The sequence below is a fragment of the Methylomonas sp. 2BW1-5-20 genome (assembly GCF_052474515.1).
Genome location: NZ_CP184127.1, coordinates 1835375 through 1851705, shown reverse-complemented (window position 1 = coordinate 1851705; position 16331 = coordinate 1835375). Strand labels below are relative to the sequence as shown.

General features: G+C 47.0%; 14 protein-coding genes. 9 read left to right on the top strand and 5 right to left on the bottom strand.

The features are described from left to right. Positions 1 to 3: 3 nt before the first annotated feature. Both ACH50O_RS08400 and ACH50O_RS08395 read right to left on the bottom strand, forming a co-directional pair. Positions 4 to 471: a hypothetical protein gene (locus tag ACH50O_RS08400; protein WP_446811570.1), complete on the bottom strand. Its 468-nt coding sequence runs from the start codon at positions 469 to 471 to the stop codon at positions 4 to 6. Between the two features lie 378 nt (positions 472 to 849). Beyond that, positions 850 to 1323 (bottom strand): DUF6538 domain-containing protein, encoded by a 474-nt coding sequence (locus ACH50O_RS08395; RefSeq protein WP_446811569.1) that lies wholly within the window; start codon positions 1321 to 1323, stop codon positions 850 to 852. Positions 1324 to 1581: 258 nt separating this feature from the next. On the opposite strand from ACH50O_RS08395, the gene ACH50O_RS08390 reads away from it, so the two are divergent. Next, on the top strand, positions 1582 to 2784 hold the full coding sequence (locus ACH50O_RS08390; protein ID WP_446811568.1) for a tyrosine-type recombinase/integrase: 1203 nt from the start codon (positions 1582 to 1584) through the stop codon (positions 2782 to 2784). Here the strand turns inward: ACH50O_RS08390 and ACH50O_RS08385 are convergent. Continuing rightward, positions 2776 to 3891: a Fic family protein gene (locus ACH50O_RS08385; protein WP_446811567.1), complete on the bottom strand. Its 1116-nt coding sequence runs from the start codon at positions 3889 to 3891 to the stop codon at positions 2776 to 2778. The two genes, ACH50O_RS08390 and ACH50O_RS08385, sit on opposite strands and share 9 nt — an antisense overlap. 655 nt (positions 3892 to 4546) lie before the next feature. Between ACH50O_RS08385 and ACH50O_RS08380 the strand changes: the two genes are divergently transcribed. From ACH50O_RS08380 to ACH50O_RS08345, 8 genes are all read left to right on the top strand, one after another. Beyond that, a complete protein-coding gene (locus tag ACH50O_RS08380) occupies positions 4547 to 4669 on the top strand; it encodes a hypothetical protein (protein ID WP_446811566.1) in 123 nt (40 codons plus the stop codon). A 906-nt stretch (positions 4670 to 5575) separates the two neighbouring features. Next, a complete protein-coding gene (locus ACH50O_RS08375) occupies positions 5576 to 6622 on the top strand; it encodes an integrase domain-containing protein (RefSeq protein ID WP_446811565.1) in 1047 nt (348 codons plus the stop codon). Next, the gene (locus tag ACH50O_RS08370; RefSeq protein WP_446811564.1) at positions 6606 to 6926 is read left to right on the top strand and encodes a hypothetical protein; all 321 of its coding nucleotides are present in this window, start codon (positions 6606 to 6608) and stop codon (positions 6924 to 6926) included. Before ACH50O_RS08375 ends, ACH50O_RS08370 begins: the two co-directional genes overlap by 17 nt. A gap of 149 nt (positions 6927 to 7075) precedes the next feature. After that, on the top strand, positions 7076 to 10006 hold the full coding sequence (locus ACH50O_RS08365) for a UvrD-helicase domain-containing protein (protein ID WP_446811563.1): 2931 nt from the start codon (positions 7076 to 7078) through the stop codon (positions 10004 to 10006). 55 nt (positions 10007 to 10061) lie between these two features. Beyond that, positions 10062 to 10937: a glycerol kinase gene (locus ACH50O_RS08360; protein WP_446811562.1), complete on the top strand. Its 876-nt coding sequence runs from the start codon at positions 10062 to 10064 to the stop codon at positions 10935 to 10937. A gap of 195 nt (positions 10938 to 11132) precedes the next feature. After that, on the top strand, positions 11133 to 12521 hold the full coding sequence (locus ACH50O_RS08355; protein ID WP_446811561.1) for a hypothetical protein: 1389 nt from the start codon (positions 11133 to 11135) through the stop codon (positions 12519 to 12521). After that, the gene (locus ACH50O_RS08350) at positions 12514 to 12852 is read left to right on the top strand and encodes an STAS-like domain-containing protein (RefSeq protein WP_446811560.1); all 339 of its coding nucleotides are present in this window, start codon (positions 12514 to 12516) and stop codon (positions 12850 to 12852) included. The genes ACH50O_RS08355 and ACH50O_RS08350 overlap by 8 nt, the downstream gene beginning before the upstream one ends. Before the next feature lie 5 nt (positions 12853 to 12857). Then, complete coding sequence (locus tag ACH50O_RS08345) at positions 12858 to 13382, top strand: hypothetical protein (RefSeq protein ID WP_446811559.1); 525 nt, start codon at positions 12858 to 12860, stop codon at positions 13380 to 13382. Positions 13383 to 13685: 303 nt separating this feature from the next. Here ACH50O_RS08345 and drmC read toward each other — a convergent pair whose 3' ends face one another. Both drmC and drmB read right to left on the bottom strand, forming a co-directional pair. Then, on the bottom strand, positions 13686 to 14489 hold the full coding sequence (gene drmC, locus ACH50O_RS08340) for a DISARM system phospholipase D-like protein DrmC (RefSeq protein WP_446811558.1): 804 nt from the start codon (positions 14487 to 14489) through the stop codon (positions 13686 to 13688). Beyond that, positions 14490 to 16325, bottom strand: coding sequence for a DrmB family protein (gene drmB, locus ACH50O_RS08335; RefSeq protein WP_446811557.1), 1836 nt, complete (start codon positions 16323 to 16325; stop codon positions 14490 to 14492). Between the last annotated feature and the right edge of the window lie 6 nt (positions 16326 to 16331).

The window sequence follows — 16331 nt, the reverse complement described above, 5'->3', positions numbered from 1 at the left end:
GGGTTACAATTGTTCTTCGATAAAGCCGTCGTCGTACAGTCTGAATCTGGTGGGGCGGTCTTTTACTTCACCTATGATATCGAAAAAGTGCACGTCGACCGATTCGGTTTCGGTGACTTTAATACCGGGATAACGTGCCTCAATTGCTTGCATTTGCGGATAGCTAAGGGAGAAATAGGGGACTTCCTTGGTTAACTTCATCAATTTACCGTTAGCGGCGACCACGATATCCCAAGTCATTAGTTCCTGCTTGTTCTCGATTTTGTCTGCCTCGATCTCGAACCTGATCAGATTGTTGTCGTTGATCTGGCTGATTCTGCTGATTTGCGACCTGTCGAGAATCTCCGACACGGTGTTTCGTACCGGTTCCGGCAACTGATCGAATTGCAAGGCGGTGGTTTCGGCTGACGCGCTTGCTGTCGAGTGCAAGAAAGCCACCAAAACGGTGGTTGAAAATAGTCTGTATTTCATCGCTGTCTCCGGTAAAAACCATAAGCCGTAAGGGTAGTTCGCCTCTGCCAATGAAAATACCATGCCAACTTTAATCCGTATCGGCTTTGTTGCGACGACATCGCGGTCGGCGTCGGATAGCGCAATGCGGCGGTGTCGATGCCGATGGCGGCTATTTATCGCCATTCGGCGAAAACCGTCTAAGCGGCGTTTGCAGGCAAAACATCCGCGATCCCGACCAATCTATCCGATCACGTACCAGCATTTATCATTCGCCTTGCCGGTGATTATCAACCAATCGCATCGGTGATAATCCCCATTCGACCGAATATACTAGGTAGCAATATGGCTGATCGTCGTGCTACGGATTGTATTGGTCAACAAAAACCGGACACCTGTTCAGGCAGTGTTTCGATAAAATTCCCGCTCGAATTCGATTGGGGATTGATAGTCCAGTGTTGATCCTTCTGAAAAAACAGAATTCGAGGCGAGTTTTTGATGTTTTCGTTCGAACATTTTTGCCTGTCGAACGGCTGACAATAGCGGCGCTTTTCGTGTTTTTATTGCTGGTGGGGTAGGGGTGGCGACAGTCTCTAGCGGCCTTACGGCTTCTTTCGTGTCGCTTTCGGCTGAAGTTAAATCAAGTGAATCAAAACAGGTTGTTGAACTTGTCTTGCCTGTGTTTAGGTCGTGCAAAAGTGCTTTGAAATGTGCTGCAAGTTTTAACTTTCGGCGCGTTGTTTCGTCGCTGTCTTCGGTTTTTAGGCTTTTGATAATTTCGCGAGATTTGACGATTTCGCGAAGTGCAACGGGAACGCCAAGACGGAAATAAAAGACATTTTTTCGTCTTACTAGGTAGGGGATTTTTGCCATGATAGCAAGCCTCTTTGTAGCATCGTTTTGTAGCAAACGTCGCTCATTGAGGCTTTAAAACAAAAAAGACCTTGATTTACAAGGCCTTTTCAGTAATATGGCGGAGAGCTAGTCCGCCTAACAAAAGTCCGATATTGTTTTTTGCCGTCCTAAATTCTTGTTAAAAAACGATAAGTTACAAATTTATTGTCCAACTTGGTTCGATAAAATATACTCCAATCCGATGTCGAAAGTAGGGTAGGAAGTAGGGTAGGATTTATGAGCCGTATTTTGAATAAGCTGAACGCACGCAAGGTTGTGACAATCAAAACTCCTGGTTATCACAGTGATGGTGGTGGTCTTTACCTACAGGTTAGTCCGACACTTTCAAAAAGCTGGATTTTCAAATTTGTCAGGAATAAAAAGGCTACCGAGATTGGTCTGGGTAGTTTTGGCGATATTTCGCTGGAAGCAGCCAGGGAACAAGCATCTGAATACCGAAAGCTGCTCAAGCAAGGTCTGAATCCTCTGGTGGAAAAACGGAAAATTGAACGCGAGCTTCATTTGTCCGTCGCCAAGTCAATGACATTTGCAGAATGTGCCTCCGCTTACATTGAAATTAATCGCCATGGCTGGAAAAATCCTAAGCATGCTCAGCAATGGTCCAATACCCTAGAACAGTACGCATATCCAACCATTGGCAAACTCCCGGTCGCAGAAGTCGATACGGCACTGGTTGTTAAATGTCTTGAAGGAATCTGGACGTCCAAAAATGAAACGGCCAGCAGATTGCGAGGTCGCATCGAAACGGTGCTGGATTGGGCGACTGTAAGCAAATATCGAGAAGGTGAAAATCCAGCTCGATGGCGTGGTCATCTTGACAAGATATTACCTAAACCATCCAAAGTTCAAAATGTCGAACATCACGCCGCATTGCCTTACACGGATATATCGGAATTTATTGTAAAACTAAGAAATCAACAAGGCATAGCCGCGCGATGTCTGGAATTTACGATCCTTACCGCTGCCCGAACCAATGAATCCATTGGCGCAACTTGGGATGAAATAGATGTTATCAGTCAGACGTGGACCATTCCCGTCGAACGGATGAAAGCCAACAAACCTCATCGAGTGCCCTTGTCGCCTCGGGCAATGGCTATCGTTCAGGAGATGAGTCTACTCAAAACGAATGAATTTGTGTTTCCTGGGTTAAAAAGAGGTTTGTCGAATATGGCCATGCTGCAACTATTAAAACGCATGGGCCTACCGGAACTGACGGTTCACGGATTTCGATCTAGCTTTAGGGATTGGGCTGCTGAAACAACCCATTATCCCAATGAAGTAGTTGAAATGGCATTAGCCCACACGATTAAAAATCAGGCAGAGGCCGCGTATCGCCGAGGCGATTTGATGGAAAAGCGATCTCAGCTCATGGCCGACTGGACTAGGTATTGCGAGCAGGGTAACCAGGCTTTAAGGTAGTGTTCCGGTTAAGTTCAAATAGTAGCGCGTATGTTTGCGTTCTCCCGTTCTAAACAATAGGCCCTTGGCGACCAGATCCTGCAGATCGCGCGTGGCCGTTGCTGAAGGTGCCCCCGTGATGCTGCGATATTTGTCTGCACTGAGTCCGCCGGTGAAGCCATCCGGACCTTCCCGAAACATTCTCGCCAACGCTTTTTCCTGTCGCGGATTCAGTTGCCCACGCACGTGGTCGTAGAGTTTGGTTTTTTGAATTAAGAAATCGATCCATTGATGGGTGTATTCCTGAGCGGCCATCACCAACTCAGCAAAATAAACCAGCCAATCAGTCACGTCGATTTGCTTGTTAGCCAGTTCCAAAGCAGTGTAGTACGCATTTCGATGGCGTTCGATGGTAAATGCCAGAGCGATTAATGTCGGTTGACCCAGGCATTGCGCCAACGCCTTTTCGGCAATGGCGCGACCGATGCGACCGTTACCGTCTTCGAACGGATGGATGCTGACAAAATAAAGATGCGCGATCCCCGCGCGCTGTAAGGTCGGCAAGGGCGTGTTTCCATCAGGTGCCGTGCTATTAAACCAATCAATGAACTGATCCATTTCCGGCGTCATTTGGCAGGATGGCGGCGCCTCGAAATAGATCTTGGGCGCATAAATGGGACCTGAGACAATTCGCATCGGGTCGTCGTGTGTTCGATACCGTCCGACATCCTGTAGGTCGCTACGACCGGCCGTAATCCAAGTGTGCCAGCGATACAACTGCTCATGACTTAGTGGGGTAGAAAAATGCTGGTACAAATCGACCATAACCTCCGCGATGCCTTGCTCGGCTGGCGGGACTTTTCGATGATCGGTGGTTAAACCGAATTGACGGCAAATCGAAGATTGCAGGCTGTCCCGGTTGAGATATTCGCCTTCAATGGCTGACGTTTTCAAGGCTTCATTGCTGATTAGCTCGATGGTCAAATGCCGCTTGTCGTCTTCAGACAAATGCTTGATCGCGCCGAATGACACACCGGCGCCGAGCAACAAGCGCTTTTCAAAATCGTCCAGCTGCGTCGCGTTGTAGGTGAAGCGCGGCCAACCCGCCAGTTGCCAATTCCAGATCATGATTAATACAAAATGATTTTATCGATCATAAATATATCATTTATTGAGCGATAAAGGACCTGTTTAAACATCACGCAGCCTGCATTGCGACTCTGGGAACACCCGAGCACTGTAACTGTTGAAAATGAGATTACTGGTATTACCGGTGTTACCACCCTGTCTGGTGTAGGCTGCAAAGGATATGTCGACGGATTACCTAGTGTTACCGGTATTACTCGCAGACGATGTCTATAAATAAAATATGCCTCCAGATCATCGAGGTCTCTCTCTTATCGAAATCGATTTTGGCGTCACCCCAGTTTTTAATACCCCGATTTTCAATGGCGGTTGGTGCGAAAGTCATTCATGTCGTTAAATCTGAATTGTCCAATAAAATCCAACGCCGTCCAGCCTGTATTCATCACTTAAGCAATTGAAATAAAATGAAAAAACCATTTGACAGTCGCTTAATTTCAACCCCAAAATATCCCCGCACGTAGAACTTTTCGGGACGAAATTTTCATAGACTGCACTTCGGCAGTATAAAAAGCGAAGAAGTACCAGCTACATAGTCCCTAGTGGGATGGCAGAGGAACGCCGCTGGATGTACTGTGTCCGTTGGGCCTTAGGGTCATGCGTCCACGCTTAAATATATTTTTTTGGTGCAGATGGAGTTTTGAAAACGCTCTATCTGGGTCGGCAGGGAAAATGCGCCTTGATGAAAGGCACTGTCGCTGTCGCTGTCGATAGTGAAGCTCGTTTTAAAATCATCAACGATCGTCTGCTGATCGCTGAGTAATCAAAAGCGCCTCAATGGCGCAAACCAATAGACCGCGCGAGTAGAGTTTCGAAAGGCGGTGTTGCCATTGCGCGTTTGCAGGCGCGCAGAAATTTTGTCTGGAACCCTGGTTCCGCAAAATGGATAACTGAAAGGTCGTTTGACCGCTTCGGTGGTGGCAATCTTATAGCTAGGGTTTTTATATCAATCGTTCCGATCTGGATCGGCGTCAGGCGACTGCCTGCCCACCAGAGCAAGGCGATTGAACGTCCCTTAAGAATCCCGTCGTCCCGTTTTCACATCGGTCTGTGCCACCGGCAGTCGCGTTTGCCGGCGTAACAACCGATTTCGTCACGCGGATTGGATCTGGATTCCCTTCAAAGTCATACCCGGACGGACGTTTGCATAACGTCTTCCGGTAAAAACCCAAGCCCGCTGTTTCGCCGTTTCTAAAAAACAGAAACAGAACGGGATTCAAGCATTTCCATCAAGTTAATCAACCGGATACCTGCGTAATAGCCGCGGGTTTTGCCGGGTCAGTCTGTCTCGAACGTGTAAGGGGCCGAGTTTAGCGTCGCAGGTGGACGCTGAATCCGTCTGGCCAGCACCCCGAGTTCGTCATCGACCGACACCAATTACTCGCCCGCGCAGCGAGTCATAAGCCGCGCACCTCACACTGGGTATACACCTCCGCCGGGTAGGCAACCCGTGCGTCAACACTCATCGTCATGAGTTTGGCCTTGTATACCAAAGTGGGGTCGGAGCCGGGGTCCCCCGCTCATGACGAAAGAAAAACTGTTTTAACAAGGCCACCCCGGCTCCCTTGTTCAAAGCCGACTGCTGATGCGCATGGCGTTGCCCATGAAATCAGTCCCAGTCCGCTTTGGACAAGGGAGTCTGTTGCCCACTTTTTTCTGGAGGTTAACCATGCCAATCGATCGACCTGACGAATACCAAGTAAACCAGACTGGCACAGGCGCGCGTGTCAGTCCTCCTGATGACCAAGCGCCAAAACCATTGATGGCGAGTCGAAAGCGAGGCCGCAATCTCGGTCTTGGCAGTCGCAATCTGACCCGAGCCGGAAAAACCTGCGCCCATCAATCGGGCAAGGCCTTCGCCACGCGCGGCACACTCGCCGAGCGCTGGTCGGTGTTTGCCAAATGGCTGGAACAGGCCCAAGGTATCAAACGCATGGAAGACATCAACCGTGAGCACGTGATGGCTTATGGCCTGGCGTTGAAAGCCAGAGTGGAACGCGACGAATTGAAAGCCTCGACCGCGCAACTGTACGTCTCGGCAGTCAACAGCATCATGACGTCTGCAACGCAAGGTGAATGGCAGACGGTCAGTCCAACGCGTGATTGCGGCATACCCAAGCGGCGCTACATTCCGGAAACCAGCAAAGCCATGCCACAGTTGCAGCACGAACAGTTGCAAATCAGCGTCGACGACGAACGCATTACCGTCTTGCTCAATCTGCAACGGACATTAGGCTTGCGTTTCAAGGAATCGGCCTTGCTGAATGCACAAAAAGCACTTCGCCAAGCACAACGGGAAGACCGCATCACCGTCTTTAGCGGCACCAAAGGCGGCAAACGGCGCCACGTGCCAGTATCTGCGGAAGCCTCGGCGGCACTGGAAACAGCAGCCAGTCTGCAGGATGGACCATCGATGATTCCCGCCAATCTGCGCTATGTCGATTTTCGCAACCACTGCTACCGCCAAGCGCAACAACAGCCATTCCAGTTTCACGGCCAGCGTCATCATTACGCCCAACAGCGGTACCAGGCATTAACCGGCGTACCGGCCCCAATCAACACCAACATTGCAAAATCAGCCTGGCATGCCTATATGGCCTCCCAACTCAACATCGATCCCGAAGTCGCGGAAAAACTGGATCACCGCGCACGAAGCATCCTGTCTCAGGAACTGGGCCACGAGCGTCTGGAGGTGGTGCGTGTCTATATTGGTTAAACAGATCCAGTCCCTGGCCCATCACTATGTCCGACAGGGTTCCAAAGCCCATCGCCGCTTGCAGGTTGGACGCATGATCAAGTTCGTGGATTTTATCGAACAGACTGAACGGCCGCACAACCTGCATGAAATCGGCAAACGCCACGTCATTGCCTTCTGGAAAGCCCACCGCGACCTGGCGCCAAAAACCGCTCATGCCTATTGGCTGGCGTTATGCGTGATCTGGGAATGGACTGACAAACCTGGCCAGCCACCCAAACCGCTGTGTTTTACTAAACCGATCACAAATGCCACAAATGACTAAAATCGCTTTCGATATTGACAGTCTAAATCCGTTTGCGTCTGTTTTTACTTTGCTTACACTGGCTTAAAAATGCTAGTTTCGTCTTTTTTGCCACTCTCGATACTTGGTAGTACTGACTTGGCAAGCGGATTTTAATAAATTAAGGATATATGCAGACGCCAAACCACTTACCACGTTACCAACTGAGTCAATGGGCCAAGTGGTTTGCTAACGATCGCTTCTTTCACGCCTTTGCTCTCGACCAAGAAACGCTGGTGTTGACGGACAAGTTTCAAAAGAAACATCAACATCACGTACTGAGTATTCAGCCAACTATTGGCATCGAATCCGGTTGGTTTTGGGACACATTGCTGATTTCGCAGATAGATGGCCAGACCTTGCGTTTTGGCGGCGTCGGGAAAAAGCAATCGGCCTTGTTACAAGTATCGATGAAACACCACGTCAGTCAACGCATCCAGCGTTTCTACCAAGAGTTTGCTCCTGCCCTGATACAAGCAGCCCAAGAAGCCATATTGATCTTTTCCGGCCAACGGTATATTCGCCGCGCCATGGCGGCTCATTGGTTCAGACGCCATGCTGCGTTAGCGGCAGGCCTCAAGCGTCCTGATGGTTTACAGTATTTGCCGGGCGCACTGCATCAAGACTATCAGCATGTCCGTCCGCTAATAGACAACACGGATGAACAGATCACCCGTTTCAATCAAGCGTTTATCGATCAACAAGCCCAGCTGTTCAGTGATTTTTTTGATCAGGTCGAAACCAATCCGCTGACCGAGGCGCAACGTAAGGCCTGCATCATCGACGAACAGCACAACCTGGTGCTGGCCGGCGCGGGTACCGGTAAGACCAGTACCATGATCGGCCGCGCCGGTTATTTGATCAAAGCCGGTCTGGCAAACCCAGAACAGATTTTGATGTTGGCCTATGCCCGTAAAGCGGCGGATGAAATGGGCGAGCGCATACAGTCCAAATTAGGGATTCAAAACCTGACGGTGAAAACCTTTCATGGCTTGGGTTTAGACATCATTAGCCAGGTTGAAGGCACCAGACCGGTTATCGACAAAATGGCGGAAGACGACACGCTACGTGCTGCGTTTGTCGATAGTCAAATTCAAAGCCTGCTGGACGATGAACGCTATCGCTCGCGGCTGTTGACCTATTTCCTACGTTTTGCCTATCCCTATAAAAGCCAATTCAATTTCAAGAGTTTGGGCGCTTACAATGCGTACATCCTCGAAAACGATATTCGTACACTGCAAGGCGAGCTCGTCAAAAGCTACGAAGAATGCGAGATCGCCAATTTCTTGTACCGGCAAGGGATTACTTACCAATACGAAGCCAATTACCAGGTCAATACCTCCGGCCCGGACTACCGCGTCTACCAACCGGATTTCTTTCTGCCGGCTTACGGCATTTACATCGAACACTTTGCGGTCAACGAGCTGAATCAAACGCCGCCCTTTATCGACCAAACAACCTACTTGGCCGGCATGACCTGGAAACGGGCGCTACACGCAAAATATCAAACCCCGTTGATCGAAACCTACAGCTATCTGAAACAACAAGGGCGATTGACCGAAGTACTCAGCGAAAAATTACTGGCTGCCGGCGTTCAGTTCAAACCCTTGCCGCAGAACGAGCTACTCGACCAACTGAATCAGCTGGGCCGGGTATCGGAATTCAGCAAACTGATGGTGCAAATCCTCAGCCTGTTCAAAGCCGCTTACCTCAGCATCAAACAACTGGTGGAAAAAGCCGATAAACACGAAGACCAGGAACGCATGCGCGCCGCCGCGCATTTATTTGAACCCATCTACCAAGCCTATCAGCAACAGTTGCGCGACAACGCCACCATCGATTTTGACGACATGATTGGCCGGGCCATCGACTACGTCGAATCAGGCCGTTTTTCATCGCCGTACCGATATTTGCTGGTGGACGAGTTTCAAGATATTTCCGCCAGCCGGGCGCGCTTGCTAAAAGCCCTGATGGCGCAGCAAGCGGAGGCCAGCTTATTTGGCGTTGGCGACGACTGGCAATCCATCTACCGTTTCACCGGCAGCGATGTCGCGCTGACCAAACACTTTCAAGCCCACTTTGGCGACACGGCAACCAGCGTGCTGGATCAAACCTTTCGCTTTAACAACAAAATCGGTGAAGTGGCGTCACGCTTCGTCATCCAAAACCCCAGCCAGATCGACAAGCAGATTCGTAGCCTGCGGCTTGTCGAACAGTCGGCCGTATCCCTCATCAAAACCGAACAGGATTTGACCGGCATACATGCCGCACTCGACGTCATCGCCGGCAAGGCCAAGCCAACCGCCAGCGTGTTAATGCTTGCACGCTTTAACTTCAAACGGCCCGATATCGCAGCCTTAAAGCGCCGTTATCAGCAATTGTCACTGCAATTCATGACTGTTCACGCCTCCAAAGGCAAGGAAGCCGATTACGTGATCGTGTTTGGCTTGGAGAAGGGCGAACATGGCTTTCCGTCAGAAAAAGCCACTCATCCCTTGCTGGAATTATTGCTGCCTAAAGCGGAGGCCTTCGCACATGCCGAAGAGCGGCGCTTGTTCTATGTGGCTCTGACGCGGGCAAGGCATCACGTCTATTTAGTCACCAACGGCCTGAACCCGTCGCCATTCATCAGAGAGTTAGTCGACGGCGACTATGCCGTCAGCATCGACGAATTTACCGGGCCCGGCTTTCAAGAGCAGATCGCCGACATTCCCTGTCCCGCGTGCAAAACCGGCTGGATGGTACCCCGAGACAGCCAGTACGGCAGCTTTTTTGGCTGCAACCAATATCCACTCTGCAATCACACAGAGCGGGCTTGTCAATGGTGTGGTGGTGGTTTGAAAAACCAAGGCCGCTTTCGCGTTTGTGAAAATCGCCGTTGCGACTTTGTCGAACCGATCTGCCCGCGTTGTCAAGGCGCCATGGTGTTGCGTAAAGGACCGCACGGCCAATTTTGGGGCTGCTCGCATTACCGCAAAAACGCAGCGTTTTCCTGTTCACACACCGAGCAATTTATCGATTTACAGGCGGCCAAGGTTAAATCAAGCGTCAACGCTGCTTAAGAGCGGCTCCGGGCATGGTCTAAACTTGGTCCGATCTAACTAGAGAACTACAGAGATGAGTGACGAGAAACATCTATCCACCACCCAACTGGCCAAATTGCGCGGCGTGTCCCAAGAGCAAATGTTCGGGCAGTTGACTGCACTGGGCCTAATCGAAAAACAAGACGACAAATGGCAGTTAACCGACGCAGGCACAGCTGCTGGCGGTGTCTATCTGACTGGTAAATACGGCCAGTACATCGCCTGGCCCGAAAATTTTCAATTGCCAACCGCCGCTGCCAAACCGGAAGCGGCTAAGTTGCTAACCGCCACGGTGTTGGGGCAACACTTTGAGCTGTCCGCCAACAAAATGAATTACATCCTGTCGGAACTGGGCTGGATTAAAAAAGGTTTGAAGGGCTGGTTGGTCACCGAGCAAGGATTGGCTATGGGCGCCGAACAAGGCGAAGACAGTCGTTCCGGCATTCCCTACGTGCGCTGGCCGGAAAAAATCACCCGCAACCGGGCGCTGAAAGACAATATCGACAACATTAAGGGCGTCGACAAACCCAAAACCGACGCCGATAAAATGGACAGCTTCCGCCACAAATTCGAAGCCACCCACCGAACCACCGATGGCCACTTCGTCCGCTCCAAGGCTGAAATGCTGATCGACAACTGGCTATACATGGCGGAAATCGTACACGCCTATGAACGCAAACTGCCGATCGAAGAGGAAATGTACTGCGACTTTTACATTCCCACCGGCAAAGTCTATATCGAATTCTGGGGTTACGAAAACGACGCCAAATATCAAGCCCGGAAACAGGAAAAACTCGCCATTTATCAGAAATATAATTTCAACCTGATTGAACTGACCGATAAGGATGTGCTGAATCTGGACGATATTTTGCCGAGGTTGCTGTTGAAGTTTGGGGTGCAAGCGTATTGATTTAGCGTCTAAATACTTAGTAGAGTTATTATATTTAATATTTGAGGCAACAAGGTTGTAAGTTACTAATCGTCCCCTTCACGATTGATGAGCATCGTTATCGTTCATCTTATCCTACATCCCTGATTTCATGATTGTGTGACGAGAAAATATTTGTGGATCATTATATTTTATAAGCGATAGAAGGAATTTAACTTGAAAAATAAGAAAGTTCTTTTGCGACTTGAGCAAAGAAGATTTGAGATAAGGCTCAAGCGAAAAAGAAAAAAAGCTCGAATTAGGCGAGTAGTTCATCAACGTTATATAGCGACGAAACATGTCTTACACAATGACTTTTCATACGAAAACATTTTGGCTACATGGCTCCCAGTAAATATCAAATATTTGTTAAATTCCGACAATACTAGTTTTTCTTATGCAAATCTAAAGAAAATTGCTTCGAAAACATATCAAGTTTTAAAAGTCCCTTCTGTTTTTTCGATAATTGACAATAGACGTGATAGCTATAAATTTATAGAGATGCTTGCTGCCTCACTGATAACTCAAAAATACCGCGAGATAAAAATTGATTACAGCGAATGCGTAAAATTAGATTTAGGCACACAGGTTTTTGTTGACATAATTATTAAAGAGATATTTGATTTTTTCAACAAATGCGATAGCTGCCAAAAAACAAAAGCGAGGGTTTATGCGATTCAAGGTGTCAATATCAATAATATTGATGTTAAAAAGCTATTGTTTTCAGTTGGATCACCTGCGATTCATGCAAATAAATGTTTAAATTTTGATGATATTATTCCATACAAGCTTTGTTCCTACAATAGAAAGCAATGTGCTTCTAGAATCAGTAGTGAACAAAAAGATATTGATACAACAAAATTGGTCGATTATGTGTTGGATAGCCTAAAGGCTGTAAATAAAAGCTTAAGTCCAGAAAAAATCGATGATTTATGTACTGTTATTGGTGAAACTCTGATTAATGCGGAGGAACATTCAACTACAAAATGTAGATTTTCGATAGGTTATTTTCATAAAACAAATAATGATGATGCTCATTGTGGCATTCTTCGGTTGGCAATTTTGAATTTTGGGAAAAGTATTTACGAAAAATTTAAAGATCCAGAATGTCAAAACAAATACATTGTTAACAAAATGAAGGAGCTTTCGGATAAATACACAAGAAAAAATCTATTTCAATTTAGAACTTTTGAAGAAGAAACGTTATGGACGCTTTATGCCCTTCAAGAAGGAGTTACCTCGGTTGCTCCAGAAGAGTATAGAAAAAGAGGTAATGGATCTATCCAGTTTATTGAAAGTTTTTTTAATATGAAGACACCTGGAAAAGATAAAATTTCAAGGATGACAATTTTATCTGGAAACGCAAGTATAATTTTTGATGGGACCTATAAAATCGTCGAAAAGACTGTAAATAATGATCAATATAAGTTTATGACTTTTAACAAAAGTGGCAACATTGAGGACTCACCTGACAAGAGTTTTGTGAGATTTGTGGATGATTATTTTCCTGGAACCCTGATTAGCGTAGAAATACTATTTAATGGAGATAATATGCATCATGAGTAACGACAAATGTTATGCGATTAATTTGGAAGATTATAGAGCAAAAGACTCTAAGGTTTTCACTGGAAGAGATCGTGGAAAAGCTGTAAGAGAAGCGTCAAAAATTGATGAGATGGAGAAAGTATTCTCAGAAATTAATATTATTATTCCTGATAACATATACTCTATTAATCCATCTTTTTTTGAAGAGTTATTCTTAAATGTTGTAACCAGTCTTGGTAAAGACAATTTTTTGAAAAAATTTAAGTTTACATCGCTGGGTAGCTACGCTTATTCAAAACCTCTCAATGAGGCCATTGATAGGATTTTAAGAAACAAAACAGCGATAGGTTAATAAAAATGTCATGCATAATTCAGTACTTGGATGTTCTTTCTAAATTAGCTATTGTTTTAATTGCGGTCATTAACTTTGTTTTTGCTGTTTTTGTGTTTTTCAAGAAAAATCATATCGATAGGTTGGAAAAAGAATCTGATAGAAAGATAAATTGGCTTAAATCCCTAATTCTCGATCATAATTTGGATCACTTTTACGAATTTTTTGATCGCTTAGATGCCGAGCTTGCTAAATTAAAAGTACCTGGTATCGATGAAACTGCTAAGCAAGAGATTAACGATTCTGTTTCTGAGGTTTTTATTTATTTCAGGAGAAACCTCATAGATATGTTTTTGGCTGTTGATATAGAGCTTTATAATTTTTTTATTGCTTCATCGGACTCGCTTCAGGACCATATAACTGAATCTATTTTTGATGCCGGCATAAACTTGAGCCACACAGCAAAATTTGATGAAGTGCTTAACAATAAAGTGATGGAGACAAAAACCAATTTAATAAAGAGATTATTTGAATATCGGGGACATGTATAATTATCCTTCCAAAGGAATTCTTAGAGAATCGTAGGGACAAGTAAGCGAAGAGCTACCGAAATATCAAATACACATTGAACAATGTTATGTATCGTGACTTATTAGTCTTCGGCAAATGCTGGCTTCGATTTGCTAGCGGCAACGTTTAATCTTGTTTGTGGTGAAATTATTGTAGAGGTTGTTAACAGGCTGTTGAAAATCAGTTGAGTAGCCGTTAGCTGAGCTGAAAAGTCACTATATATTGTGTCCCTGTAGATGGCTTGTCACTAAATATGGGCTACCTGACGCGTCGATTATAGAAAATCAACAACCTGTTAACCGGCTTAAAATTCCGCATGAAATCAGCGACCCAATATAGTTATTCGTATTTATAAGAAACTCGTTGTTTTGGGCCATGACGCCAACTTCCAAATTTCGATTAAACGCATCGTCCGTCAGGTTTGCACTGGAAATTAAAACCGTATCGTCAACAATTGCTAACTTAGCGTGAAGTTTTCCTGGACGCCCCGCCTGGTTTCTTTCGCGCTTCTCTAATGGCCAACAATAAACTTCAGTATTCTGAACAAAGGTTTCTGGAAATGCTTTCAACGCATCGTAGCTTAATTGCCCCTCAGAGCTTTGTTCGAACTCAAGGATCATTCGGATTTTTACACCACGCTGTCGAGCATTGACCAACTCATTAACAAGCCGCTGAATTCTCGATGCAGCAAATGTAACCAACAAGATTTCGCTTTTAGCATTAGCAATTAAATCGTATAGCGCCTGATCGATTCGGCGGGCAGGAATCTGTGCAACCGGTGTTGGGCCTGACCAAAGTAATTCGATACGTTGAGAGGCTAAGGTTTGTTGATAAACTTCACAACTCGAATCAAGAGCCCAGCTCAATGCCTCCCACGACATGATGTTGGAAGCCATTCGCACCGTTTCGCCAATCAAAAATGAAAGATCGGCATTATTCGTTGACGGTAGTTTTTTGATAACCCAGTCTGATGATGCATCAACATCAATCGACTGAAGTATTTCGCATGCGGCTAACATCCAATCAGCCGGTGCTTTCTTGACTAGCTTATCAATCAATGCAAATAAATCTTTGCGCACTTTGGTCATTCAAAAAAACGCTGTGCCGCGGGCGGAAAATGTATCGACAAGTACTGATCGATCCAGATACCTATTGCCTCGTTCGCATGACGTTTCCGCGGCAAATTGGCAAGCGTGGCAGCAAGCACCGTGAATGCCGCGACCCAACGTATCGGGGCGGTGTTCGGAACACAACGGATCAGACGCACATAAGCGCATGCTCTCTAGCGCTTGTTGAAGGTGCCGGCCTAAAGTGAGTGGATCACCCAATTCGACTAAACCTCCCAACGTGCCTTCACTATCCGGCGCCGCGGTGTACAACAATATGCCAGCCATGGGCCCGCCATCCTCTCCAGGGTTACGTGAATACAAGCGCTCACGAACACTGGAAGCCGTATACCCACAGTCCAAAACGATTTGACGCATCAACGCATGGGATAACGAGTGCAAAAGAATCAGCCGGATACCTGGAAAGCCATCTTGCACGGGTTCAAGTTTTCTCAGTCGGCGCCATGCCTTATGTGACTCCAAAAACTCTTGCTCAAGTTGCTTGACCTCATCTTTGGCTTGCCAAGCCAGAAGTACTTCTTCTCGGATACGCAAAAACAAGCCTTCGCCACGTACTTCCGCTGCGGGCAACCAGCTTGGATTTTCGCGACAAAGTTTGGTCATACGACCATCTTGAATGATTGTTGCTTCGGCAAAATCAGCGTTAGATTCGATGCGGGTAAATCCCAACAAGGTCCGCACTTCCCGGATTCGTTCCACTAAGACCGTGTCTTCGAGAAACGCCTCAAACCCTTTTGGCGGTGATACTCGCTTTAATTTGAAATCTCGATTTTCCTTGGATGAATCCGGATTTGAGAAAGCCATCCATTCCGGCAGCTTCAAATCTTCTGCAGGCAGCGCACTTTGTTGGCCCGCGCGTTTTTCTTCAATGGCCACCCAGATTTCTTCGTCAGAAAATTCCGCCAATAACGGAATCAGCGATTGGTAGTTCTGCTGTTCCTCTCGATAAAAACCCAGCTTTGCTAACGAATTCGCATTCATCAGCTTGGCCCACTGTTCTTCAACCAATTTCCCCAATTTGTCAGTGGCACGCGGGATGGATAACGCGGATAGAGCAATTGGAAACCAACTATTCGACGCGCCAAGCAAAATGGGTTTTGCTTTTTCTTTGCAGTCATTTTCAACCAGGCGCAAATGCGGATGATGACCTGCGCATGCATATTCGGCCGCCGGATCAAATGCGTCGGCCATGCGCCGTTCAGTTCCACAGGTATGACACTTCACAATAATGTCAGAGGCGTCACCTGAGGCGCCAAACTCCCGCATGCTCAATGTCGCCGGACGACATGGGACATTGCCTTTGTGAACAAAACTTAACCAAGAAAAATCGGTTAAATGCCCCTCGCGACATGCCAATAAAAATCTCACCGACAAAGCCGATGGAGAGCGTCCACCTAGGCTTTTCAAACAACCTTGATGGACATATTCCGTCCGATCCGGGCGATAAGGGTCTTGAATCAATTTAAAAACCCCGGACTCCACTGTCGCCAAGGTGTCACATAACGAACAACGCAACCAGCGCGGAAATGGCACCACCGGTACGCCGATGGCCGGCGCAGTCGGATCACGATCCATGCTGTCCAATTTAATCGGCGGCATGTAAAGCCTATTCATCTGAGCACCGAGGCGCTTTTGTACCGCGGCGACCAAACGGTCTTCTTCGATCTCCTTGCAATACCGGGTATCCCAGTCATCCAGCCCCATCACCAAAGCGGACATATTCGGCAAATCGACTAACGAGCCAATGCCAAAGGTAAAAATTAACTGGCTGGGGCGCAGTTCTCCAAGTTCGTTCATCGTCGT

Bases quoted from the DNA above. Each gene is read 5' to 3' on its own strand.
- ACH50O_RS08345 (WP_446811559.1), top strand. From the start codon at position 12,858: ATGTCATGCATAATTCAGTACTTGGATGTTCTTTCTAAATTAGCTATT.
- drmC (WP_446811558.1), bottom strand. From the start codon at position 14,489: ATGACCAAAGTGCGCAAAGATTTATTTGCATTGATTGATAAGCTAGTC.
- drmB (WP_446811557.1), bottom strand. From the start codon at position 16,325: ATGAACGAACTTGGAGAACTGCGCCCCAGCCAGTTAATTTTTACCTTT.
- ACH50O_RS08365 (WP_446811563.1), top strand. From the start codon at position 7,076: ATGCAGACGCCAAACCACTTACCACGTTACCAACTGAGTCAATGGGCC.
- ACH50O_RS08375 (WP_446811565.1), top strand. From the start codon at position 5,576: ATGCCAATCGATCGACCTGACGAATACCAAGTAAACCAGACTGGCACA.
- ACH50O_RS08360 (WP_446811562.1), top strand. From the start codon at position 10,062: ATGAGTGACGAGAAACATCTATCCACCACCCAACTGGCCAAATTGCGC.
- ACH50O_RS08400 (WP_446811570.1), bottom strand. From the start codon at position 471: ATGAAATACAGACTATTTTCAACCACCGTTTTGGTGGCTTTCTTGCAC.
- ACH50O_RS08350 (WP_446811560.1), top strand. From the start codon at position 12,514: ATGAGTAACGACAAATGTTATGCGATTAATTTGGAAGATTATAGAGCA.
- ACH50O_RS08385 (WP_446811567.1), bottom strand. From the start codon at position 3,891: ATGATCTGGAATTGGCAACTGGCGGGTTGGCCGCGCTTCACCTACAAC.
- ACH50O_RS08395 (WP_446811569.1), bottom strand. From the start codon at position 1,323: ATGGCAAAAATCCCCTACCTAGTAAGACGAAAAAATGTCTTTTATTTC.
- ACH50O_RS08390 (WP_446811568.1), top strand. From the start codon at position 1,582: ATGAGCCGTATTTTGAATAAGCTGAACGCACGCAAGGTTGTGACAATC.